Annotated in this window: 21 protein-coding genes; 8 read left to right on the top strand and 13 right to left on the bottom strand. The window is 60.7% G+C overall.

What is annotated here, in order from left to right:
• Window positions 1-64: 64 nt before the first annotated feature.
• The 3 genes from VGM71_RS17430 to VGM71_RS17420 all read right to left on the bottom strand — a co-directional run bounded on the left by VGM71_RS17430 (window position 65) and on the right by VGM71_RS17420 (window position 4,372).
• Entirely contained in the window at window positions 65-2,674 is a 2,610-nt protein-coding gene (locus VGM71_RS17430; RefSeq protein WP_331547520.1) for an AAA family ATPase, read from the bottom strand.
• A gap of 559 nt (window positions 2,675-3,233) precedes the next feature.
• Complete coding sequence (locus VGM71_RS17735) at window positions 3,234-4,091, bottom strand: DUF7687 domain-containing protein (RefSeq protein WP_422655641.1); 858 nt, start codon at window positions 4,089-4,091, stop codon at window positions 3,234-3,236.
• Between the two features lie 44 nt (window positions 4,092-4,135).
• Window positions 4,136-4,372, bottom strand: a complete 237-nt coding sequence (locus VGM71_RS17420; RefSeq protein ID WP_331547516.1) for a helix-turn-helix transcriptional regulator — start codon at window positions 4,370-4,372, stop codon at window positions 4,136-4,138.
• A 55-nt stretch (window positions 4,373-4,427) separates the two neighbouring features.
• Here VGM71_RS17420 and VGM71_RS17415 point away from each other — a divergent pair, with 55 nt between their 5' ends.
• Window positions 4,428-5,321, top strand: a complete 894-nt coding sequence (locus VGM71_RS17415; protein ID WP_331547514.1) for a Dam family site-specific DNA-(adenine-N6)-methyltransferase — start codon at window positions 4,428-4,430, stop codon at window positions 5,319-5,321.
• Window positions 5,322-5,346: 25 nt separating this feature from the next.
• On the opposite strand, the gene VGM71_RS17410 is transcribed toward VGM71_RS17415, so the two are convergent.
• From VGM71_RS17410 to VGM71_RS17385, 6 genes are all read right to left on the bottom strand, one after another.
• Window positions 5,347-5,766 carry a plasmid partitioning protein RepB C-terminal domain-containing protein gene (locus tag VGM71_RS17410; RefSeq protein WP_331547512.1) on the bottom strand — a complete coding sequence of 140 codons (420 nt, stop codon included), beginning with the start codon at window positions 5,764-5,766 and terminating at the stop codon, window positions 5,347-5,349.
• Between the two features lie 163 nt (window positions 5,767-5,929).
• On the bottom strand, window positions 5,930-7,183 hold the full coding sequence (locus VGM71_RS17405) for an AAA family ATPase (RefSeq protein ID WP_331547510.1): 1,254 nt from the start codon (window positions 7,181-7,183) through the stop codon (window positions 5,930-5,932).
• 863 nt (window positions 7,184-8,046) lie between these two features.
• A complete protein-coding gene (locus VGM71_RS17400; RefSeq protein WP_331547508.1) occupies window positions 8,047-9,369 on the bottom strand; it encodes a hypothetical protein in 1,323 nt (440 codons plus the stop codon).
• Between the two features lie 17 nt (window positions 9,370-9,386).
• The gene (locus tag VGM71_RS17395; RefSeq protein WP_331547506.1) at window positions 9,387-10,424 is read right to left on the bottom strand and encodes a nucleoid-associated protein; all 1,038 of its coding nucleotides are present in this window, start codon (window positions 10,422-10,424) and stop codon (window positions 9,387-9,389) included.
• Between the two features lie 447 nt (window positions 10,425-10,871).
• On the bottom strand, window positions 10,872-11,147 hold the full coding sequence (locus tag VGM71_RS17390) for a hypothetical protein (RefSeq protein ID WP_331547504.1): 276 nt from the start codon (window positions 11,145-11,147) through the stop codon (window positions 10,872-10,874).
• 546 nt (window positions 11,148-11,693) lie between these two features.
• The gene (locus VGM71_RS17385; protein WP_331547502.1) at window positions 11,694-12,233 is read right to left on the bottom strand and encodes a carboxymuconolactone decarboxylase family protein; all 540 of its coding nucleotides are present in this window, start codon (window positions 12,231-12,233) and stop codon (window positions 11,694-11,696) included.
• A gap of 359 nt (window positions 12,234-12,592) precedes the next feature.
• On the opposite strand from VGM71_RS17385, the gene VGM71_RS17380 reads away from it, so the two are divergent.
• From VGM71_RS17380 to VGM71_RS17355, 6 genes are all read left to right on the top strand, one after another.
• A complete protein-coding gene (locus VGM71_RS17380) occupies window positions 12,593-14,713 on the top strand; it encodes an alpha-N-acetylglucosaminidase (RefSeq protein ID WP_331547500.1) in 2,121 nt (706 codons plus the stop codon).
• A 224-nt stretch (window positions 14,714-14,937) separates the two neighbouring features.
• Window positions 14,938-15,075 carry a hypothetical protein gene (locus tag VGM71_RS17375; RefSeq protein WP_331547498.1) on the top strand — a complete coding sequence of 46 codons (138 nt, stop codon included), beginning with the start codon at window positions 14,938-14,940 and terminating at the stop codon, window positions 15,073-15,075.
• Window positions 15,076-15,268: 193 nt separating this feature from the next.
• Window positions 15,269-15,559 carry a hypothetical protein gene (locus VGM71_RS17370; RefSeq protein ID WP_331547496.1) on the top strand — a complete coding sequence of 97 codons (291 nt, stop codon included), beginning with the start codon at window positions 15,269-15,271 and terminating at the stop codon, window positions 15,557-15,559.
• Window positions 15,560-15,699: 140 nt separating this feature from the next.
• On the top strand, window positions 15,700-16,473 hold the full coding sequence (gene dsbG, locus VGM71_RS17365; RefSeq protein ID WP_331547494.1) for a thiol:disulfide interchange protein DsbG: 774 nt from the start codon (window positions 15,700-15,702) through the stop codon (window positions 16,471-16,473).
• A gap of 234 nt (window positions 16,474-16,707) precedes the next feature.
• Window positions 16,708-16,881, top strand: a complete 174-nt coding sequence (locus tag VGM71_RS17360) for a hypothetical protein (RefSeq protein WP_331547492.1) — start codon at window positions 16,708-16,710, stop codon at window positions 16,879-16,881.
• Window positions 16,882-16,949: 68 nt separating this feature from the next.
• Window positions 16,950-17,084, top strand: coding sequence for a hypothetical protein (locus VGM71_RS17355; RefSeq protein WP_331547490.1), 135 nt, complete (start codon window positions 16,950-16,952; stop codon window positions 17,082-17,084).
• 38 nt (window positions 17,085-17,122) lie between these two features.
• Here VGM71_RS17355 and VGM71_RS17350 read toward each other — a convergent pair whose 3' ends face one another.
• Window positions 17,123-17,623 (bottom strand): OsmC family protein, encoded by a 501-nt coding sequence (locus tag VGM71_RS17350; protein ID WP_331547488.1) that lies wholly within the window; start codon window positions 17,621-17,623, stop codon window positions 17,123-17,125.
• Between the two features lie 177 nt (window positions 17,624-17,800).
• Between VGM71_RS17350 and VGM71_RS17345 the strand changes: the two genes are divergently transcribed.
• The gene (locus VGM71_RS17345; protein ID WP_331547486.1) at window positions 17,801-18,565 is read left to right on the top strand and encodes an SDR family oxidoreductase; all 765 of its coding nucleotides are present in this window, start codon (window positions 17,801-17,803) and stop codon (window positions 18,563-18,565) included.
• A 9-nt stretch (window positions 18,566-18,574) separates the two neighbouring features.
• Here VGM71_RS17345 and VGM71_RS17340 read toward each other — a convergent pair whose 3' ends face one another.
• The 3 genes from VGM71_RS17340 to VGM71_RS17330 all read right to left on the bottom strand — a co-directional run bounded on the left by VGM71_RS17340 (window position 18,575) and on the right by VGM71_RS17330 (window position 23,803).
• On the bottom strand, window positions 18,575-20,317 hold the full coding sequence (locus tag VGM71_RS17340) for a hypothetical protein (protein ID WP_331547484.1): 1,743 nt from the start codon (window positions 20,315-20,317) through the stop codon (window positions 18,575-18,577).
• A gap of 160 nt (window positions 20,318-20,477) precedes the next feature.
• On the bottom strand, window positions 20,478-22,649 hold the full coding sequence (locus VGM71_RS17335; RefSeq protein ID WP_331547482.1) for a toll/interleukin-1 receptor domain-containing protein: 2,172 nt from the start codon (window positions 22,647-22,649) through the stop codon (window positions 20,478-20,480).
• 122 nt (window positions 22,650-22,771) lie between these two features.
• A complete protein-coding gene (locus tag VGM71_RS17330; RefSeq protein ID WP_331547480.1) occupies window positions 22,772-23,803 on the bottom strand; it encodes a L,D-transpeptidase in 1,032 nt (343 codons plus the stop codon).
• Between the last annotated feature and the right edge of the window lie 2 nt (window positions 23,804-23,805).

Genomic DNA, 23,805 nt, shown 5'->3' with positions numbered 1-23,805 from the left:
AAGGCGCGGAGTTCAGACGGAAAATGGACCCCGCTCCTACGAGCGGAGCGGCCATTTCCTAACGTCAGCTCCTAGCCTCGATTTTCGCAAGTGCCCTCTTCCGATCCACGATCGCCTTTCTCCACTCCTCCAACTTTTCGATGTCAGCGCTAATCTCGTCGGGGGTTGGCACCTCGACGTCTCCCCTCTTGGGCGTGTCATGCGCATGGTTTGAGCAGTGCGCCATGTTCTCCACGACGATGGCGACGTCGCCATCGCGGACCTCCACCTGCTTCAGTCGGTTCGTTTCGACTGATTTCCTAAATCGCTCCACCGTTCCGTTCAACAGCACCTCCTCAACGCAGCCTTCCCAGGCATCACGCAAGGTCTTGTAGAGTTTCCCGACAGCTTCTTGGTAAGCCAGCTGCTCGCCGTTTTTCCGGAGTGTGGCGCACTTAACCTGCTCATTGCGAAGCCGACCGACTCTCGCGGACGTGGTCATCCCTTCGAACGGAAGGGCATCGGTTGCAACGCCGTAGCCGTCTTGCGTCTGGGACAGAGTCCGCGTGGTCACGGCTACCTCGATCTTCTCTACCGCCTTGGTGAGCGCGAACAGAAAGAAGATGTCATGGGTGAACACGATGACCTGGCGCGCCTTCGCCTCCGCGGCAATCCTGCGTGCCACACGCTGACGCCGCAGATGGTCCAACGAACATACCGGATCGTCAAAAATGATACCGCTGCCGTCCCCCGACAAGCGTCGCTCGGTCAGAAATGAGGCAATGGCGACCGCCCGCTGCTCGCCTTCGCTGAGCACATCCCTGGCCGGATGCTTACCCGGTCGCTCAAGCACCAGTTTGAATGTGGAGCGGCCCCGCTCTCCTTCTGGTTTCATGGCTACCCGCAGGTCCGCGATGTCCAAAATCTCAAGTTCCTCGTTGAGCGCGTCTGCGAGGATCTGGGTGGCCATGTTGTTGGTCAACTCGGTGGACTTCCGGGTGATGCCCGCGGTTGCCACGTCCGCGAGACAGGCTACTAACTTTTTCTGGTGCGCATGCCGTTCGATTGCTCGGATGGCCGCTTCCTTCAGTTCGCCTAACAGGCGCCGGTCTTCGAGTTCAGCCCGTTCTGCCACCAACGACTTCTTCAGCTCTTCGTCGGTAGCCTTCTCCATGGTCTCCTGCTGATTTTTCAGAGAGGCGATCAAGTCATCCAGTGCCTTGACCGGACTTTCCGACAACTCAGGAACTTGATCCCACTCGCTACTCCCTGATGCGCGGACAATGGCGGCCTGTCGCTCGTTTAAGGATTTCTGGAAGGCGGCGCACAGCACCGCCAGAGGTTCGGCCAGTTGTTTAAGTTCGCCATCAACCGCCTCTGTCAGGCCGATATCCGCGGATGCCGACCGCAAATCGACAAATGCGGCCGACGCCGTTGCCTTGGCGGCTTCCGCCTTCCGCTGGGCCTGATCCGTAACGAACCGTTCAAAGGATGCGAGGCGTTCGGTGGCCTCAGGCGTCAGTGCCTGCTGACACAACGGACAGGCCTGTCCTTCATGGAGGTGCGGGAACGCTTTGATCGGCTCCGATGTGATCGCAAACGCACGGGCAGCTTCAAACATCGAACGCCACAGGTCCCCACCCGTGTTCGGTAGCTGACCAGGCGTTTCGTGGAAGGCCTTGGCCGTCAGCGCGGCTTCCGACTTAGCTTCATTGGAGCGGCCAATCAGGGCCTTTAGGCTTTCTGTTTTCTCTGGGCCGATCGCCGCCATGGCGGTATTCGCACTGTCCCTGACCGCCTGGATGCGGAGCGCCTGATTTTTCAGAGCGAGTGCCTGTGCTGCTGGATCAGGAACCGCCAACGCCCGAATGATCGTTTCTAGCCGCTCCTCTTGCTCTGCTTTCAATCCGGCGGCACCGAGGACCTGAGCCTCCGATACGTTGCCAGGAAGCCCGGCCGCGATTTTTCCCGCAACTGTGCTTCGCCTGGCCAAGTCGACGAAAGGCTGGGCATCGGGAGTGTGCTCGCCGCTCTCCTTCTGAATCAGCGCGCGCAAACGGCCGCATGCCGTCCCGAGGTCGGCCAGGATGTCGAGGCCAGCGGGGCTGTAAGCAAAGTCCCCGTTGTTGTCGAGAAAGGCGCGCGCACACCGGTGATCGAACACCGCGATTCGATTGACAGGTGGAACCTCAACAGCGCCGTTGACCCACTCGATGGCATGCTCTTCATCACCAACCGCGGCCACCAGTTCCGCCGTGGGAACGCCCGCATCTTCCGTCGGAACGTTCGTGTTCGGGTAAACCTTCTCGCTCTTGTCCCGGGCAAAGCAAGCCTGCTTTAGCACTCTGGCGTAGCCAGATTTTCCGGAGCCATTCGAGCCGTAGATCACGGTCAGTCCAACGGTGGAAAACGTGAGGTTTCCATTCGGGGCAAGCGCATTGACGTTGCACGGGCTCCGGATCGCCAAAAGACCCACCGGTGGCCCGGCTTGGTCTCGAGCAGGACCCTCACCACCGACCGCTCGCGCCTCCCGCCTATCGGGATCAGCGATGCCATGCTTTGATTTCAGGATGGCAAAGAGATCGCTGTCGTCGTCGGCGCTGAGGGAACCGGCTTCATCCAAGCGCGCAACTGCCTCCCGCTGCCAATCAATCTGAGCCCGCGACCAGGCTCTCACCTCGTCCAATATCGTCATTAGCTTTCCCCTGTTGGCGTCCTGCCGCAGCGATCTTCGCCTCGGCCAGCAGTCCGGAGCATACGATGTGTCGGTCAAGCGGGGGATTTAGCGAACGGGGAAATCATGCGCATTTTCGGATGTATCTAGGGCCTCGGACGCGACCCGGGCGGTTGGTAAGCCAGCACTGGTTCGACCATCGGGGCTGGACGACTACAACCTCGAGATACCGCACGACAGTGTTGGCGGGCTAACGCCCGCCGAATTCAGGCACGTCAATGATCCGGCCGCCTCGGGTTATGGTTGGGACCAACCAACGGGGGCGACAATGCGTGTTGTCCTACCCGGAAGCCCCGCAACGAAAAACGCCCAGTGACCTTTCGGATCACTGGGCGCCAACGGTTTTACTGTGCTTGGCGGAGAGGGTGGGACACCGTCGCCCCCTTCCGCGCCAATCTCATCAAGCCACGGACCGATATACCGGTGTGTGGCCCGATCTTGAACCACCCCCCGTTCGGCGACAAGATGCCTTACTGAACGGCACTGGTCGGCACAAGGCGGGCAGAGTCGATCAATTGCCTCAAGGGAACAGGTGCGCGAGAGGAACTCTCGGCGGCCCATAAAGGTGAGGAGAAGCCCTGAACTGTTCGGCCCACTGCCGGCCGAGCTCAGGAATCCGCTCCTCTACTTCCCGACCCACGATAACTTCCGTCACATAGCCCATATTGAGCATGTCGACCAACCGGCACAGGTACGAGCGGCCGCACTCCCACCAGGTGAAGTGGCTGTCGATAAACAGAAAGTGCTGGGCGGTAATGTTCTCGACCTGTGCCATTTCTTCGAGCTCGGTGGCATCAAGAAGTGTTTCATAAACCCCGTCCGCGACCCTGCTACCAAAGGTCTTGGTGTAGTAATACTCCTTGATTTCCCAGATCGCGATTGGATTGACCGCAGAAGGAAAAGCCCCATCGACTCTTCGGGCAAGCGTACGCACCGGCACACCCTCCCGAGTAAATGTGGTAAGAACCCGTGGGTCAAAATCGCAGGGCAATCCACCGGTCGCCTCGTCTACAAGCATGTTCACGAGCCCGGTAAAGAAGTTGTACGCTTTCTTTTCCGCTTTCTGCTTGTTCATGGGGAGAGGACTAGTCGGCCGGAGGCGGCTGAGATGAAACTCGAACAAGCGCCGCGCCTCTTCGACGTCCATGAGTCGCGGCTCGACATATCGGTTGAGAAGGTCAGCCCGGCATTGGAAGTACCTCTCAAGCATGTCCCCCAGCGCTGTCGGTGCTCCGTTGACGAGAACGGCTTCTGGTTTCAGTCCTAGGCTAACAAGAGCCTCTGCCATGCTTCTGACGCTATGCACCGCAACTTGTTTATCCTCCCCCCGTGACCCCTTGAGGGTATAACCCAAGCGCTGGGACAACGTTCTCACCATCGCCCAAAAACTCTTTGGCTGCGACGCAAACAATGGGCTTGCCTTCACTGGCTGCTTTCCTCGAAGTGTTGGGTGACCTGTGATAGCGTGAGCCCCAGAGCGCGAGCCAAAGTTTCGAGTTCGACGAGGTCCAGTCGCCTCTCCCCGGATTCATACTTGCTGACGTAGGACTGTGGCTTATCCAGAGCAGAGGCGAGCTCCGTTTGTGTGAGCCCAGCCGCCGTCCTGAGTTCCCTCAGCGCATGTGCAAGGTCAAGGTATCGGTCCGATTCACGCTTCATTTACAAAGCGTACTGGCTGCTTGACCAGTATCCCAAAATAGGATATTTTTCAGCCATGACGATCATGCCCTCCGACCTCCTGGCTTCTCCCCTCATTGGCCGCAAAGCGCACAAAGGTCAGCCACAGCAGCTCCTTAAGTGGATTGGAAACAAGCAGCGCTACGCCGTGGAGATCATCAGCCATTGGCCGAAAAGTTTTAGCACCTACTTTGAACCCTTCACCGGAAGCGCGGCGGTCTTGGGAGCCTTGGGGCCAGAACGCGCGGTGGCCGGTGACATTTATGCACCGCTTATCGAAATCTGGCACGCCGTGCAGAGGTCTGCTATTGAGGTAGGTGAGTGGTATGCAGAACGGCACGCACTGATCGAGCGCATGGGAAAGACCGAGGCATACCTCTCTGTCCGCGACTCTTTCAATAGCCGTCCAAACGGTCCTGACTTTCTTTTTCTTTCGCGCGCTTGCTATGGCGGCGTTGTCCGATTTCGGAAAAAAGACGGAGCGATGTCCACACCGCCCGGTCCGCATAACCCTATTTCTCCCGAGAAGTTCACGGCTCGTGCGCAGTCTTGGCATGAGCGCCTTCAGGGCACCGAATTTATAAGAGCGGACTATCGCGAAGTGATGGCCCGCGCAGGGGCTGGGGACGTCGTCTACTGCGATCCTCCTTACTCTGACAGCCAGTCCATTCTTTATGGGGCGCAGGATTTCCGGCTATCAGACCTCTATTCAGCTATCGAAGCCTGTAAGAAAAGAGGGGCGTTCGTCATCTTGAGCATCGACGGAACTAAGAAGTCTGGCTCTGACAACATTGATATTGCCCCCCCGGAAAGCTTGTTTGAGCGGGAAGTATTTGTTAATTGCGGACGGTCCATGCTCCGGCGGTTTCAGATGGTAGGTCAATCACTTGAACAGGAAGAAGTCACCGACCGACTCCTTCTGACGTGGTGAGCTAGAACGGGCAACCCACCTCTCCTCAGGCGGTCCCCACGTCTGCCGTCTCGGAAATCCTCTGGAACTCCTTGATGTACTCCGGTCGGTGCCGGGCGAGCCACCGGACGACCGAGGCATTTCTCAGCCACTTGCCCAAATGTCCTTTGACAATGGTCAGGTACAGCACGTCAGGGCCGTAGGAATCCTCAACGGCCGACGTCTGCATTTGCAGCGCGGCTAGCTCTCGTTCCATTCGGCCCATGGACTCGACAGTCCCGGGGCTGGCCGCCACCTTCGGCTCGAAGGCAGGAAGGGGTGGCGGGGTCGCAGCCAACATGGCGTTGGCAAATTGCACCATGTGGTTCTTGTTGCCGACCATCAGTTCCGCTGCCTCAATTTGGCGGACAGCTTTCATCTGGCGAAGGATTGAAAAGACTTTGGCGAACTGTTCCAGCGTCTTCACCGCCGGCATCGTATGCGGACATTTTATGCTTCGAACGGTGCGGACAACTTATGCTGGGTTCTGGCGGTGACCGTGATGGTTTGCGGTTGCTGGGGCGGGTGGTAAGCCTTGCCAAGTAGGCGCACTGCGGGCATGAGACGAGCACAAATCCGCGAAAAAACGGCTAACTCATGCCGCCCCACCGCATGAAGAACAAAAGGTAAGGATCGCGGATATCAAACACGTCCTGCGTCGCGTCCCACCCGACGATGTCTCTCGCCTGCCCGTCATTCGCCAGCAAAGCGATGTGCTGACAAGAAGTGGTGACGCTCGAACCCGGAGGCGTATCGGATTCGCAAACGACTTTGATTCGTGCGAGAAGGTCTGCGTACTGAAAATGCAGCGTCGGAGGGTCTTGCGCGAGCGCCTGAAGAAGAATCGTGTAAACATCGCCTACGGATCTGTCGGTCAGCCGATACTGGTTTCGCTCTGTCCCACGCGTCTTGGGTCCCTCGTGGAGTCGTTCGAGCGTGCCTGAGTAGTCCGCGGAGTGTGCCGTCCGACCGCATACGGTCCTTGCCACCCCTTCTTCGAACGGCAGCGATGCTAAGTTCTTTTGCACCTCGCGAAACCCAGTCTCAAGGCATGCGTTAAGGCAGAGCGCTTGCATGAGCTGCGGAGACCCAGCAGCTTCGCTTGCGAACTTTGCGATCAATACAGGATCCGCCTCCACCTTCAACGCGGCGAAACCTAACGCACCGATCTTTCGCAGAGTCGGCTCGTCCCAATAGTCAAAATCGATGCCAACGACACGTCCACGCAAATCGGGGTTAGCACGCAGCACATCTTCCGAACGATACGGAACCGAAGCACAGATAATTTGCACACCGCTTGCGATCGCGTCTTTGATTTGCCGGGCTAGTTCTTCTTGGAGTTCCCTCGGGACGTAGTGGAAATCATCAATGAAAAGCACCATCCCAGTACCCGCCATTTCTCGGACGAGGAGGCCAAGGTGACTGGACGCTTCCGTGTTCGACACTGATTCTGTATCAGACGATGCCTTCTCTACGTTCACGCCGATCTGACCCTTTGCAACGAGAACCGACCCGGACACCTGGCCGGTAGCGCCCACCTTCGAGCTTGCCTGGCTCGACGTGGAACTGGTGCTGGTAACGGGGGTACCGATGGCATGGAAGACGCGCTCCCAGAGCTGGTCGGGGGATGTAACCCCGGCGCCTGTCACGAAGACCACGCACTCGGCCCCCAGAACGCTTCGAATAAATACCGTCTTCCCAGACTTCGATGGCCCTGAGATAGAGATCAGCATACCGCCCTGTTCCAGGGCGTCCCGCAACATGCCTTCCCGCTTCGCCAGATGGTCACCAACGAAGGTGACAGTGGGCGCCTTCCCAGGCGTAAAGATGTCGACCGCTCGCATGGCTTCCGCTCCCGTGCATATGAAGCTGCAGGATGCCTGAAATCCCTGGCGCCTGCGACCGGTTGAGCGGCCCGTCGTAGGCGGCTTAGTGTGTCGCCCGCACGGGATGGCACTCGGATCCTGAGCACGAGATCACGACCTTGTGATCAGAGCAATCCGCTAGAAACTCGTCGGCGACCGCTCCACTCCGGACATCACCGCAACCGAGTCTTCCCGACATTTTTTGAGCCGCGAGGACCGTAGTGGCCAAGCCCTCCGCGCGGAATACCAGTGAGGCCTCCGGTGTTGCGGCCGCGGTAGTGGTCCGCGACGCGGTTGAAGGACCCGGATTGACCTCTCCAGACGACCTCGGCCTGATGCCGTACTTGGTCCGCATGGACGCCGCCAGAAACCGCGCATCTAGTACGCCGGGCCGCTGGTCATGGAAGAACCGGGCGGTCACCCATCGGGGCCGTGACCTTGAACCCCGAACGAGACGCCGTCATTGACACGCACGCAAGAGGCATCCGAAAGCAGCTTATAGCTGGGCGGTTTCAAGGACCACGCGCAACACGGTCAGTGCATTCCACAACGCAGGATCATCCAGTTTACGAACGATGCACGGTTTGCGCCGGCAGGTCTTTGCGTGGCGGTGCGCAGCCTGGTCGCGATAACTGTCGTTGCTGACCGGGACACGCCGGCGCTCACGACTGATCGTGCTTGGCGCGCGTCCGAGCGTACGGACTATGCGCGGAAGCTATCACCAGCCTGCATGCGCTGCTGAGTTTCCACGCGCTCGTCCAAGGACAGCTGTTGGTACGTTCTCATTGCAACAGCCTATCCTTCGAAGTTGGTTGTTGCACATGGAGTTTGAGATCGCTCTCCTATCTGCTCAAGGGAACCGTTATTACCCAGACGACGACTAGGAAGAGGGCAGCAACAAGGAAAAGTGCAGCCCACGCGACGCTATAGAATAAATTAGCCGCGTTCTGAGCAGGGCCATCTACGAGCTGGTCATAGTCCGTCGTCGCCATGAATCCGTAAGTTCGGCTCTTCCACTGAGCCCTTACGTCGTTCTGCAATTTGATAGATCGGTGCCCCGCCCATATCGCCGCGAGCACGTACGCCGTGATGACCACGGTCACTGCACCAATCAGCCGACCATCGGCTCCAGCCGCTACTCGGGCTGCAACCAAGCCGATACCGACTGACAAGGCCGTAGCCACAGTCGCGACGAGTTGCCGTGTGGCATCACCTACTTTCGAAGCCTCATCTATAACGCTCTTACGCAAATCGGTGAGCATCTTCAGCGTATCGCTGCTGAGCTTGGACATGCCCAGTTGGTAAGCCGTTTTCGCGCCTTCTATCGCATTGACAAGCTGCACCCGCAATGTAGCAAGGGTAGCTTCAGGTGGCATGAACAATCGAGAAAGCTCTGCGCTCATCAATGGATGGCGCATGTCGGTTTCTGAGGCCATTTCATAGACCCATATCGCAGCCTCCTGCAAGCTATCAAAGCCCTCCTTTCCCAAGATATCCAGTAGGTCGCCGGCAGGAACCGGAACGGATCGTTTGGGTGGCCCCCGGAGCACCAAGGAAGGCGGCTCGCCTTCCACCTCGTCAAATATAGCGTACAGAGATGCCCGCGCAGCCCGAGAAGCCCAGACCATGAACATTGGTTCGTCCATGTTCCAAGTGCCTTGTCGAAGGAGCCATGGCCGTATGTCTGAAACCACCCTGCGAGGCTCAGTGAAGTCTCGGACGAACTTACGTGGACTCTTCATTATGGAAACCGGAAGGTCGCCAAAATCCTCTGGCGCACCCCAGCGAACGAAGCGCGATGAGTAGGTGGAAAAGTCTTCAACCAGTGTTGCGATACGCCATGCTTCGACGTCATCTAAAGACTCTAACAATTGCTCGAAACCGCGCCTGGTGAGCACACATGCTTCGCCGACACGTACTAACGGCTTTGTTAGTACGACCCGAAAAGGAGCAAGATCATCCATGAGATTTCCACCCTGAACCACCGCCTCTGACGCGTCAATTCCGAACCATTCCCACCCGAGGCTACCTGCACCATTGATGACGGACTTGGCGTCCTCGGTGTTCAAGCTGGAAAGCGCAACAGACTCTCGCGACTCCACAATATCGCAACCGCCTCGGTTACGACATTCATCGATGAACAAGCCAAGCTCGGCCAATTCCATAGGATGTTCCAAGCCCGTCAACGGTCACGAATTACACGATCTTCAACGACACGCTCAGTCTTCACTGTAATCGTCTCGCCCCCACCTTCGTTTTGTACACGATCAACGATGGGCGCTCCAGGACCGTCTGTATACTGAATGGTCACACCTTCGGCCGTTCTTATATATCGCTGGGAGGGACGTCCGAGAGCCTCAGCACTTGGCGAAAAGTCAATCCCGTCCAATCTAGCAGAGGCCATACGACGATTTAGCGAGCGTTGCATCGCAATCGAAGCAGCTTCGTCATTTGGGTCGGCGACAACGCTCACAACAATCTCCACGACGGCCTCGTACGTGATGTTCTGCCTTTCTCTGAGCGCATTCTTTGCACGCTTGAACGCAACCGCTATATTTCCTTCAGGCAAATGCTCTTTACAGTCGCCGAGCACCTGTCTCACCACCTCCACAACGTCCCGCGTCAGATCAACATCTGTTCTTGTTCGAATCACGCCGAGGTAGTTGTAGAAATAGTCGCTAAGCTCTGGAGCAGGCTTTACGCGATCTCGAGCAGCCACCGCCGTCTCAACCTGACCGTTCACCACCCGGATCAGGCAGCACTTCTGGACAGCACGCTTTTCCTTAACAAAAGCGTGGATTATCTGCCGAAGAACACTCTTGCCTTCTTCGTCTCGCTGTTCGATTGCTTCGTGATAGTCATACTTGATTAGACAGAAGATTCGAGCACCGTCATTCGCCGAAAGGTCGAATACGAAGAATGCGCCCTCTTTACTGGTTGCGACATGTAGTCTTGAGAAGTCAAACGCTAATTGCTGTGCGCCTGCCTCAAAACTCAGCTCACCGGAGACGATCTGCTGCAAAATTCTTCGGACAACCGAGTCCTCTTTGAACGCGTACACGGAGTCGATGTCGTTTCCGCGCACCCGGTCCACAAAGAATTCTTCATGTTCGATAACCTCACGACGCGGCTGTGGCTCGAAATCCTCAAGGCCGACCACATGCAAACTCATATCGCTTATGGACAGCGACAAGCGCTCTCCATCTGTTAGGTAGCCCATCCCCTGCTCCTTGACCCCTGACTGGCGACAGTATGGTATCCGCGTCGCGTACTGCGAGACTACCGGATCGTAAAAGACTCACTGGACGAGGGATGCCGAATGGAGTATCGGAAATATCCGCAACTTACACTTTGCCGTAGTATCAATACGTTATGATGCAGTTGTGGGGCTGGCGTGTCCTCGACAGAAGACGCATCCACGGCCGTCTCCGTCAAGATACCGCAGGGAATTATGGTGGTTGGCCGGTATCAGCTGTTGTTCGCCGCACTTTCGGCGCTCCCTCACCACACGATCGGACTTACCTCGCTTCTCCGACAGCCATGCCCTAATCACTCTGTGAATCCAAGGTGCGAAAAATCACGGCCTCCTGCTAAGGCCGCCAGTAATCGACCGGTGCGTCGATGACGGCCGCCGGATGGACGAGGCATGAAACCTCCCAAGCAACAACTAACTTGAGAAGTCAGCCACCGAGCGCGACTGTTCCCACACCATCCGCCCGTGCGCCTCCGCCGCGCAACGCATGCCAATGCTCATGAGTGCGTCCACGGTTTCCAGCGCGTAAGTCATCCGTTTACCCTCCACGCCGCCAGCCTCACGAACTAGGTCGATCAGTAGCCGATTGAGCCTCTGCGTGTATTGCAGCCACTCGTTGGCCGCATTCAACAGATCGTGCGCGCTGGTGTCCGGGTCGATGTGGAAGTGACGATCGATCAAAGCATTCATGGCTTGCTCCCTTGTGATCTTTTGCGTCCGTGAGGTGCGGCACGTCGCCACGAGGGCGACGCACCGCGGGTGGAACAGTGAAACGACGGACTCGCGGGTTCACCGGCGGCCCGTGACCGGGCGCCGGGCGATTTCGATGGAGAAGTAGGTGGCGGCCCCGTCAACTCTGGTCAGCCGGCCACGCGACAACGCGCCGGGTTGCGCGGCTGAGAAAAAACTGGGGGAGAACGGGGTCGCCGTTCTTCAGTCGGGTCGGGAAGGGGGCCAGACGGCCCGGTAACCGGTGAGGGTGTCGCCAGTGGGGAACCGGCGGGCGAGCGAGTGCCTTATGATGCGCATAGCGTCAATCAACCTATGTCGTTGGTTGTCGTTAGCGGTCCGGGGGTGTGCAACCACCCTCGGACCGCGCCTTCACCGCGATATGCGATGGTTGCCTGCGCATGGTTCTGCACCGGAGAACGCTGGCAACGAGCACACGCTACCAAATCTGCTTTGGTGTTGTCTGTAGTTACGCGTGTTTTTCAGAATCTTCGTGGTTTCGTCGCGTTAGTCGACCGCCGGAAAGTCAACATCGGTGCCGTTGATACGATTGAAGGTATTGGTGAAGATACCGAGTGCCATGGTCAGCGATATCTCCGCCAATTGGCTGTCGGTGTAACCCGCCGCACGGATGGCATTGAACTCGTCGTCGCTGATCGTGCCGCTCGTGGTGTGCAGGTGGGACACGAAACGCACCAAGGCGTCACGCTTGGCGTCACCCGTGGGTTGTCCCGCACGAATCGCACGCAGCGTCTCGTCCGGAAGGCCCACGAGTTTGCCCACGAAGCTATGCGCCGCCACGCAAACGTCGCAACCGGTCTTCTCACTGATAAGCAGCTTGATGACTTCGTGCTCTTGCCGGCTCAGGCTGCCCGAGTTCAATGTGCCCTGGGTGTCGAGCACCGCAGCCAAAGATTCCGGCATAAGGTAGCCCAGCGTGGCATACGTATTGGGGATGCGGCCACCGGAAATCTTCTTCACGCGCGCATAGATATCGGCAGTGGCGCCAGTGGCGGATGCGATGTCGGGAATAGCGATACGGCTCATGGTGTCAACTCTCGATCAGATGGCTAGATTCAGACGGGATTTGGGGGCTGATCTTCTGCCGCACAAGCAACCCCAGCCACCCGCTGGACATCCTAATGGTGGACGAAAGCCGAGATCCCACTCGTTCGGGGGTTGAGATCATCGGAGATACTCGCGCCGTGGGCGCAAAGATTGTGAAGATGATCAACGCAGCCCGGGCCAGCGCGCGCGTAGTATCGGACGGGGTCGACCTCACAGGTCTCACTCATCTTGATTTCCGGGAGGGTGTACGCGAAATGCTTTCAAACAAATCGTCGGAGTATCACCGCAGCATGAGCCGGGCCGTGATGACAGCCCTATGCCTTATCACGATGTGGTGGATGGCATCGCCCGCGAACGCCGGCGATACCGTGTTCGACGCGGCCCCAGCACGCGCCTCACTGATACGCCTGATCGGCCATCCCCATGCCGACCAGGTCGACCTAGTCGCGACACCCCGGCGTGAGAACGCCGATTATTTCCGCATCACCGGGCAGAACCACCGCCTGGTCATCGAAGGCACCAGCCCAGCCACACTGCTCGCCGGCTTTGGCTGGTATCTGGAATACGTAGCACACGCGAACATTTCGCTGGCCGGGGACCAGCTGGATCTACCCGCCACCCTGCCCCTGCCCACGAAGCCGATCGTCCGGGAATCCAATGGCGCCAACCGCTTCGCCCTGAACGACGTCGATGAGGGGTATACGGAGCCCTACGCCTCCTGGGAGTACTGGCAGCACAAGATCGACGTGCTGGCATTGCATGGCATCAACCAGGTGCTCATCTATCAGGGCCAGGAGAAGGTCTACGAACAGACCTTCCAGGGTTTCGGCTATAGCCGTGGCGACTTGCTCGCCTGGATACCGCAGGCGGCGCACCAGCCATGGTGGCTGCTGCAAAACCTGTGCTGCTCGCCGCAGCCTTTGGCGCAGGGCGTCATCGACCGGCGAGCAGACCTCGCCCGCAAGATGGCCGACCGACTGCGCGAGCTAGGCATGATTCCGGTGTTCCCGGGCTTCTACGGCACGGTGCCGCCCGATTTCGGAAAACGAAACCCGGGTGCCCACGTCATTCCCACGGGCGAGTGGGATGGCTATCGACGTCCGGACTGGCTCGACCCGAACGATCGCTGGTTTGCCAAGGTAGCCGCTGAGTTCTACGCCAGGCAGACGGCGCTGTTCGGCGAAAGCAGCATGTACAAGATGGACCCGCTTCACGAAGGCATCGAAGGCGGCGATCACGGTGGCCTCGATCTCACGGCGGCCACCAAGAGCATCCAAGGGGCGCTCAACAAGGCCCATCCGCATGCCACGTGGGTCCTGCTCGGCTGGGAAACCAATCCGCTGCCACCGATCGTCGAGGGCCTGGACAAATCCCATACGCTGATCGTGGACGGTGAATCCGAAGCCACCCTGGCCGATACCGATCGCGAGGCCCAATGGAAAGGCACGCCGTATACCTTTGGCACGATATGGAACTTCGGCGGTCACACCAATATCGGCGCCAATCTTTCAGTGTGGAACGAGCGCTTCTGGCAATGGAAGAAGAAACCGGATAGCCGAATGAACGGCATCGCCTTGATGCCGGAAGCCAGCGACAACAACCCTGCGGCCATGGCCTTCTTTACTGAACTGGCATGGCGCAAGGAACCAGTGGATGTCGACGAATGGTTCAGGCAGTGGGCGTGGCGTCGTTACGGCGGCGCCGCGCCGGATTCGCACGCTGTAGCGGCGTGGCACATACTGCAACAGACCGCTTACCACCTGCCCGCCACCTGGGACAGCAAGTACCAGACCGGATACTTCGAACTCGCGCCGAGTCTGTATGCGCATACGCTGCCGCTCGACTACGCCCCCGAGCACATCGACCGGGCCCTGGCAGAGTTGCTCCAGGTCGCTCCCGCGCTGCGAAACAGCACTGCCTATCGTTACGACCTGACCGACCTCACACGCCAGGCACTGGCGGTGCGTAGCCGGGTGTTGCTTCCGAAAATCAGTGCGGCCTTTGAAGCCCGCGACGAGGCCGAGTTCGCTCGGTTGAGCGAGCAGTGGCTGAACTGGATGAAACGTCTCGATGCCGTGCTGGGTACCAACCGGCAGTTCATGCTGGGTCCCTGGCTTGCTCGCGCGAAGACCTACGCGTCGAACCCCGGTGAGTGGACGGCGATCAACTACGACGCGCGCTCGCTAATTACGGTATGGGGCCGGCCGGACGTCGCCGACTACGCCCGCCGCGAGTGGCAAGGCCTGGTGGGCGACTACTACTACGAGCGCTGGAAGCTCTATTTCGACTCGTTGAAGAAAGCACTGAGCACGGGCGGCAAAGCCGAGCGGATCGACTGGTACGCGTTCGGCGAAAAGTGGGCGCACGAACAGAAGACGTATCCGACCGAACCGAGCGGCGATATCCATGCCTTGGCGCAACAGGTACTCACGGAGCTGACCGACGCGAAAGATCGTTAAAAGTCCAGGTTGCGCTACTTATCCCGAGTCAACGGGAGCACGCGTTCGCGAAGCACCTTGTACTCGGCATCCACCACTTCCTGGTTCGGATCGTGCCCGGAGTGCTCCAGTAACACTTCGATCGCTGCGGATGCGCCTGCACGGCATACGGCACGAGACGAAAGTCTTTCGCCTTCGTGCAAGGGCGAGCCGGCGTCGTCCAGTGGGACCAGCGGGGATCCGGCATGACCTATGGTCGTAGCCCGCCGGCGCCGGGCGAGAAACTGACCGTGCTGGCCATGCTCAACCAGGATGAGCCGCACAGCATGGCCGCCAGCCCGAGGGCCAGCACGATCGAACTCTTCATGGTCAGGTCCCCGTGATGGCAAGGACGCCACCCGACACCGAATATAGCTTGTCCGGTTTTGCGTGCACATGGGGTCGGACGGCCACACCAGGCATGTGTCGTCTCATCATCGATGACACCGCATTCTCGATTCATCCTGCCGCAAGGAATTGCTAGGCAGACTCGGTTCGGCAGTGATCCCTGCCCCGCGTCTCGTAAGGAGAAGATCCATGCGCAATACCGCCCTCTTGCTGGCCGTTTCCCTCGGCCTCGCCTTTACTTCCCACGCTTTTGCATCCGATCGGCCCGACCCCGGCAAGCTGACAAACAAATGCCTGGATGCCGCGGCGAAGAAATTCGACGTGAAGAACGATTACATCCAGTTGCAGCCACTTCAGCCCGCTGACGCCGGCTATTCCATTGCCGGCACGGCCGATGCGGGCATGGACGGCAAGAAGAATTTCACCTGCCAGTTCGACAAGAAGGGCAAGCTGGCCAACCTCGTTCCCGAGGGTAAGTAAGCAGGGCATGGGTGGCCGCGCCGATGCGCGGCCACCGTAGCGCCTTCCGATGATGCAGGAGGCGACTGCCACCTAGCCACGTGAAAGCAATGGCGCTCCCCGCCGGTCTGCTTGGATTCGTGACCAAAAACGGAGTGATCATGATCCACGTGCAACGCCGCGTTCGAGCCCTTCTTGCCATGAGCGCCATGATGATGGTGGGTTGCAGTTCCGCTGCCGAACAGGCGCAACCGCCTGTCCTGCAGGCGTTGCAGGGTCAAGGCATGACCGACATCAAGGCATTCGACGCAGGGATAAGCCTCAAGGGTTTCGCCGGCGTCATCGGTGACCAGCCCATGGCGGTCTATGTGACGCCCGACGGCAATGCCATCGTAGGCATGCGGGTTGACACAAAGGGCCACCGCCTGGACGAGAAGACGGTTGCCCGGCTCACGATCAAGCCGATGACGGATCGGGTCATGAAAGAGCTGTCCGAAGCGGCGTGGGTGCTTGACGGAAAATCCGACGCACCTCGCATCGTCTACGCCTTTACGGATCCCAACTGCCCTTACTGCCACGACTTCTGGCAGGCCGCGCGACCATGGGTCGACGCGGGGAAGGTCCAGATTCGAACCCTGCTTGTCGGCGTGATCAGGGAAGACAGCCCGAACAAGGCCGCCTCCATCCTCGGCGCAGCCGATCCGTCAGCTGCCCTCACGAAGAACGAAAAGACGTTTTCGCAGGGAGGCATCGAACCTGCGAAGTCGATTTCCTCCGCCATCCAGAGCAAACTTGTCCAGAACCAGATGCTCATGCTGTCGCTCGGCTTCCAGGGAACACCCGGCATCGTGTCATCCGGAGCCGACGGAAAGCTCATCAAGCTGAGTGGCTTGCCCCAGGATGGGAAGCTGGAGGGCCTGCTGGGCCCTCGGTAACGTACCGTTGCGAGGAATACCCCTGGCGTAATTCGGTGTGAACGGATCTTCATGCGCCCGCTTCTTCCCAGCGATCATTCTTGAAGTATTCATACACCTGACCGCCAGTCGACGGATCGCTGAATAGCAACCGATCCATCACATGCGGCATGACGTTTCCTCGATTGACCGAGGGGAGGCGGCCGGTCCACGCTGATTCCAGGGTGCGACTGCACGCACGCCGGAGGATCGGACATGAAACGCATCATGCTTGTGCTTACCATGCTGGTGACGGTGACATCGCTGAGCGGATGCATCATCTCGCCGCATCGCCCGCACGATGGATATCGCCACGACGGTTACAGCAACCATGACCGCGACCGCGACCGCTGCGATAGCCGTTACCACGACTGCAGTCGCTGGCACTAAGTCGACCAGCCTGGCGCTCGAGGCCCTCTCGAGCACCAGCCAGTTCGCTGAATTCCGATAACGTGCCGGTGACACACACCTTCGGCTCGCAGCTGTGCGAGATGGATACGGTGAAGATGGTGGACCGGTACGGCGGCGGCTCCCGTGGGTTTGCGATTCTCGGGGAGTTCGTTCCGTATAAGCTGGCCTCCGAGATGCCGTAAGAGCACCTGCGTAGCGCTTAGCGTTACCGCATCTGCCTTCAGGCGGTCGCGGTCGGATCCACCTCACGGCAGGACTGGTCCATGGCTTGCGGATGGGTTCGATCGCACGGGCGGTCGTCCACTACCGGTGCTGCCTGCGGCGCCCCTCGCGTGACGATCTCCGCGCCGGCGTGCAATGTCTTGCTTACGGGACAGGCCTCGGCGATCGCCAACAGGCGATCCCGCTGTGCCTGGGTCAGGTCGCCATCCATGAAAACGCTGCGTTCGAAAATATCGCGCGAGGTGACTTCGTCGCGACGATGCGTCACCGATGCCTGGACGTGGGCGAGCGGCAGGCCCTTGCGACGGGCATACATGCGTATGGTCATCACGGTGCACGCACCGAGGGCCGAACTGAGCAGGTCGTAAGGCGTTGGGCCGGAGCCCATTCCTCCCAGGTCCAGAGGCTCGTCGATAAGAAACGACGGCCCCTGGCCATGTGCCCTGACCTGGAACGTTCCCTGCCCTGTTTCCTCGACGATCACTGGATTCGAAGTCATTGCGGATGCTCCTATGAGATGGGGAGAGATTAACGCCACTCGCGGTCTCCTTTGGCGATTGTTGTCCCATAAGCAACACCGTGGTTTGCGGTCGCTGGCTAGCGGGGCGGACGAGCGGCGCCTACTCTGCCAGTGACACAACGACCTGCCAGGTCGGCCGGCACACGAGGGACGGATATGAATATCGTAGTCATAGGCGGCAGGGGTCTCGTCGGACGGAACATCGTCGAGCGGCTTCGCGCGGAAGGGCACCAGGTGTCGGCCGCATCCCGCGCGACAGGCGTGGATGTGATCACCGGGCAGGGTCTTGCCGAGTGCATGGTGGGAGCCGAGGTGGTAGTCGACGTCACCAACTCGCCGACCTTCGACGATGAAGCGGCGTTCGACTTCTTCCGCACGGCCATCGTGAACCTGCTTGAAGCCGAGTTGGCCGCAGGCGTGAAGCACCACGTCACGCTGTCGATCGTCGGCACGGAGCACCTGGAGGGCAGCCACTACCTTCGCGGCAAGGCGCTGCAGGATCGCCTGATCAGGGCATCCGGGATTCCGTTCACGATCGTCCACGCCACCCAGTTCTACGAATTTCTCGTCGCGATCATCATGAATGCCGTGCGTGACCAAATCGTGCGTCTGTCGCCCGCATACATCCAGCCGGTCGCGTCCGACGACGTCGCGGCCCTGATGGCGGTCCTGGCGGTGGGCGAGCCGTTGAATGGTTCCATCGAGATCGCCGGACCCGAGCGGGAACGGATGTCGGAACTCATCCAGCGTTTCGTCATCGACATGGAGGCACCCTGCGACGTGCAGGCCGATGCCGGCGCACCCTACTTCGGCGCCTCGCTCCACGAATACAGCCTCGTGCCAGGAGAAGGCGCGTTACAGGGTAGCGTCGGCTTCCAGAAATGGCTGGAGCGGTCGGAGTTCGCGCGCGTCGGCTGGTGAGGCTGCCCGTCAAAGCTTGCTGTGTTCGACCTGGCGCTCGCGCTGCATGAGTGTCCACTCCGCATGCTCGGTGAGTGCCGCGTCGCCCAGGGCATGGAGGATCGCCCGCTGCCTGTTCGGGTCGTCCGTCCGGTCGAGGGCGGCCCGCGCGCTGGCGAAGATGCGCTGCATGAACCGATATTGCCGGATGAGTTCGCGATCGGCCTTGCGGTAGGCGTAGGCTTCGCGGACGGCGGCCATGATGGAGAGCACGGCCATCGCGGTCACCAGGATCACCTTGGTTTCCGCCTCGAGGGTCGTGGCGAAGATCGCCAGGAACACGCTGATGACCACGCCGCCCCACAGGCTGATATGCCCGATCGTGGCGGTGACATGGTGAACGCCGGCACGCTCCGCCGTCTTCCGCTCGTAGTATTCAAGCTGGCCGGATTTTCCCGATCTGCCCACCCATCCCTCGATGACTTCCTTGAGCGCCGCCTCACCTGGCTCGTCCGGGTGCGTGGACGGGTAAAGGCTGGCGGCCCGCATCACGTTCCGGATCCAGCCAAGCTCGATGTTCTGCTTCTGCAGGAAGTTGTCGTGCGCGAACTCATGATCCGCATCGGGCGCGATACCGGCGCGCCGCCAGCACGACTGGATGCGCAGGCCCTCCGCGAGTGCCCGGTAGTCCAGGTACTTGCGGTGCCAGCCACGATGTCGTGCCAGCAAAGCCACCGCACCGCCCGTGGCGAACAGCAGCAGGAAAAGGTAGATGAGTGAATCGTGCGCGGGCACATGAGCGTAGAAGGTGAAGGCGATGCCCATCAGCGCGGCAGCCGTATAGGTGATGCGAAGCGCCAGCAACACGCGCTGGCGGAAGTGCACCGCCAGCCAGTCCGCGGCATGGAAGACCTCTTCGATCAGGGCAGTGGCGGCGCAAGGCGTGCCATGGATCGATCGCGGCACCGCCGCGATGCGAGCGGCATGCCGCTCACATTCCAGGTTGAACTCCGCCATGCGCGCGAACATGAGCACGAAGTCCTCTGGCATGCGCGCGTGCAGCGCCGGATCGTCGCAAGTACGCCATCCCGCTTCCAGCGGCTGGAGGCCGGGAGCGGGACCGCCGTCGCTGCGCGAGCAGACGATGTGGTAGAGCAGGCTTTCGTTGCCTCCGGCAAGCACATGGCGCTTGTGCGGGTGGCGCACGATGAGGCCTGGCAACATGCCGGTCAGGTGGTACGCCACGATCTGCGCCGTGCCGCCGAACCCACCCATGTCGTTGCCGTCCCACAGCGCGAGCAGGACGTGGCAGTGACTGGCGATATAGACACCCGCCGTGGCGTACTGGCGATCGCGCTCGATACCCGGCGTTGCGATTACGTGGCGCGGCTTGTCCATCAGGCGGGGCAGCAGCACTACCTCGGCCTGGTCGCGGAGGACTTCGAAGGAGCGGCGCACGTCCGCGTCGTCGAAGTCGTCCATGTAGAGGTCGGCCGGCAGCGGCAATGGCGCCATCAGGCGCACGCCACACGCCAGCGCTTCCCGCGCCACGAGTTGGTCGCCGCCCTCGGCCAACGATGAAAGCACCACGACGGGCAGGTCGGGAAGCTGTGCCTTCAATGCCGTGAAAAATTCACGGACGCGCTGTCGTATACCGTCGACCTGGTCGCTGGCGATATCGCGATGGCTGGTGACGCCAACAACCAGCGGGGTCGTTGGCGGTGTCGTGAGATGTGGATGAATGTCGTCGACGCCTGCCGCCGGCACCTTCATTTCGGCAGGATTCCTTTTGTTTTGAGGTTAGCGTTCCCCTGCGCGTTTTCCTTGGCCTCGCTCGCGGGTTTCCTGGGATCGACGGGCTGGGCGCGGGGTTCGGATGGTTTGCTGCTCGGTGTATTTGCCATGGTGGTCTCCCGTTGTGTTCTCTCTGGGTCTATCGGCCTCCAGCGCCTCCGTCCGTAGCCATCAGTTGACGCTGGAAGTTTTCGTTGGGCGGGTAATCGATCTCTTGCGCACTCAGGACGGACAGCAATGCCGAGTCGCGGTATCCGGTTGCCCACAGCCGCTCTATCGTCGGTGTCGCCTCCCTCTTCCGGCCCAGGGCCAGCAAAGCCTCGGTCTTAAGGGCCAGCAGGCGTGGATCGTCTCCTGCACGCTTGCCCGAGGCCAGCGCCAGCAACGCTTTCTCGCGCAGCCCGCGCGCGGTTGCTTCATCTGTCGCGACGTTGGCCTGCGCCATCCACCCCGCCGCCATCGCGAGCAGCGTGGCCTGGTCATCGGGTGACTGGGCGAACAGGGGAGCCAGCTCATGTGCGGCGGCTTGCGCCTGTTTCCTCGCCGCGGCGACATCATCGATGGCGCGCGACTGCTCGGCACGTTCGATCAGGGTCTCGGCGTACTCGCGCTTCCATGCCGTGTTGTTCGGATCCATCCGGATGAGACGGGTGAAAGTCAGCTCGGCCTTAGTCGCCAGCCGCGTGGCTGCGAGCAGGTCGCCGTCGAGCCGCCGTAACCGTGCCAGCTGCGTACCGTACAGCGCGACCAGTTCCTGCAGGTCCGCGTTGCTGGCGTCGACCAGGGCCATCGGTGCCGCTATATCCAGGGCGCGCTGCAGGCGCTCCATGCCCGATGCGAGGTCACCGATGAGAGCCTGTGTGCGCCCTACGATGGCATGAGCCGTCAGCACCCTGGTCTGGCGACTCATGTCTTTGGGGTCGGCGGCAGCGAGGCGTACCTGGATGCGCTCGTCTTCCGTGTATTTCGTCAGCGCATCACTGAGATTCCCGCGAAGAAGCGCGAGCCTTCCGAGGTTGTTATAAGCCGTACCCAGCCATTCGTTCCATTCCACATTCCCAGGTTGGGCGGCCACGATGTGCCGCACGGCATCGAGTGATTTTCGATACTGGACGTCCGCCCCCTCGAGGTTCCCACGTGCCTCCATCACGTTCCCGATGTTGTTGTCGAACACAGCGCGCTGGAAGGTGACGGCGTGGTCACTCCCTCCTGGCGAGCGCACGCGGTCCAGCATCGTGTTGGCTGACACGAAGCTGTCTTGCGCGGCGCCGAGGTTTCCCTGCCTCCAGTACACCAGGCCTATGTACGACTGCAGCTCGGCGTGGGCCAGCACGCGCTCCGTGCTGGGCGTGATCGCCGCCAGACGTTCGGCGAGTGGCAGCGCCGCTCGGTACGACGTCATCGCCGCGGCGAGCTTTCCCTGGTCCAGGCGCACGCTGCCGATGTTTTCGAGGGCCGCCACGCGCTGTTCCAGGGCGCGGGGTCCCATAGCCTCGCCGGACCTCGCCTCGAAATACGCCATGGCCTTGTCGTCCACCGCTTCCATGATGTCGAGGCGCGATACCTGCGCAAGCTTGTCGTTGAGATCGCCCAGCATGAAAGCCACCAGGTCTTCGGCTTCCTTCTGCCTTCGCTCCGCGTCGTTGCGCGCCACCAGCGCGGCCACCGCCAGCGCGCCCGTGATAGCCGTGATACAAACCGCGACGCCTGACAGGATCATGGCGCGACGTGCGCGACGCTGGTAATCGCGTCGCTTCAGCGCGTCGAGATCCAATCCAAGCATGCCGGCGACAAGCCGGCACGTCGCTTCAGCTCGCGTATCTTTCCCGGGCCGCACATCGGCGGCGATAGGTTCGACGGTTTGGCCCGAGCGCTGGCGTAAGGCGGGGGCGAAGCACTCTTCCGCTTCGCGTGCCGGCATCTGGCTGGCGTTCGGTTCGCCCGAGACAATCAGGCAACAGATGCGATCCTCGCGTCCGAGCCGTTTGAAGGCTGCCACCTCCTCGTTCACCCAGTGCGAGCTTGCCGCGTTCGGCGAGCAGACGACGAGCAGGCTGGCGGATTCCGCCAGCGCCTCGTTCACCTTTCCACCGAGATCGCCGGCCGTGGCGAGTTCGTCGCTGTCGCGGAAGATGGGGACGAGGCGTCGTGGAACCGGTCCGAACGGCGTGCGCTGCCCCACCAGGCGTCGCGGCACGACGTAACCTTCCAGCGCCTTGTGCAGCCAACGCGCCCAGGTCTCGTCCCGGTGGCTATAGCTGAGGAAGGCACGGTACCGGAAGGCCGGCACGGCGGAAGTATGGGCGGTCACGCGGGGGCACTCCCCATGCACGCGGAATTCCTGCGCGCGTTACGCTAGCACCAATAGTGTGATGCGTGTCACGTTTTCACGCGGCCTTCACGCGTCGGCATCGCCTCGCCTTCCGATGACGCTCACACTTCCGGCGGGTTCGAATCGATGACCTTCACCTTTGCACCGGTGGTGGAAGACTCGATGCTTTCGTCGGTGGCGAGCAGCACCGAGCCGGGCGAGAGCAGGGGCAATACCTTCTCCATGAACTCGCGCGGCACCGCCACGCGGTCCACCAGCGCTTCGTCCACCACCTTGCCCGCTTCATCGCCATGCCCAGGAATGCCGATGGTGATCCAGTTCGGCATGCGCAGGCCGGCGCGCTTCGGCGCGTCGGGCATATAGCCGGCGGCGACGATGAAAGCGTGGGTACCCGTCAGCGGGTCGGTGACCTGGACGCGGCTGCGGCCGATCTCGATGCCGTTGCGCAGGACGATGACGCGTCCATCGGTCACGCTCATCACCATGGAGATGGGACCGGTCGGCGACACCTCCGGCGTCCACCGGTAGGGCTCGCCGTTAGCCAGCGGCGGAAGGTCGAGGTCCGACCCATTGCGCGGGTCGATCGGAATCACCGCCGTCGGATGCACCACCGTCACCGGCGCCGTGCCCTGCTCCGCCACCACCACGGTCATGCCCATGTTCGTCGCCTGGAACAGCAGGCGGGCGAACTCGGTGGGCATGTGCACGCAGCCGTGCGATTCCGGGTAACCGGGCAATCCGCCCGCGTGCAGCGCCACGCCGTCCCAGGTCAGTCGCTGCTGGTAAGGCATCGGCGCGTTGTCGTAGGTCTTCGAGTGGTGGTCCTTGTCCTTCTGGAGGATGGTGAAGACGCCCGTGGGCGTCTCGTGGCCTTTCTTACCGGTGCTCACCGTGGTCACGCCGATAAGGATGCCGTTGCGATAAGCGTAGGCGCGCTGTTCGGTGAGGCTTACGATCACCGCCATGGGACCGATACCCACGGGGCGGCCACCCCATATCCATTCTCCGGGCTTCAATGCCGAGGGCGGCGTGTCGGCGGCGCTCGACAGCTTCGCACCCCACACGGGCACGCTGGCGACGGCGGACGTCGCCAGTGCGACGGACAATGCCATGCCGATGAGCAGGCGCTTCATGA

It is taken from the genome of Luteibacter sp., assembly GCF_036499525.1.
Taxonomy (GTDB): Bacteria; Pseudomonadota; Gammaproteobacteria; order Xanthomonadales; family Rhodanobacteraceae; genus Luteibacter.
This window is presented reverse-complemented; position numbering and strand designations above follow the sequence as displayed.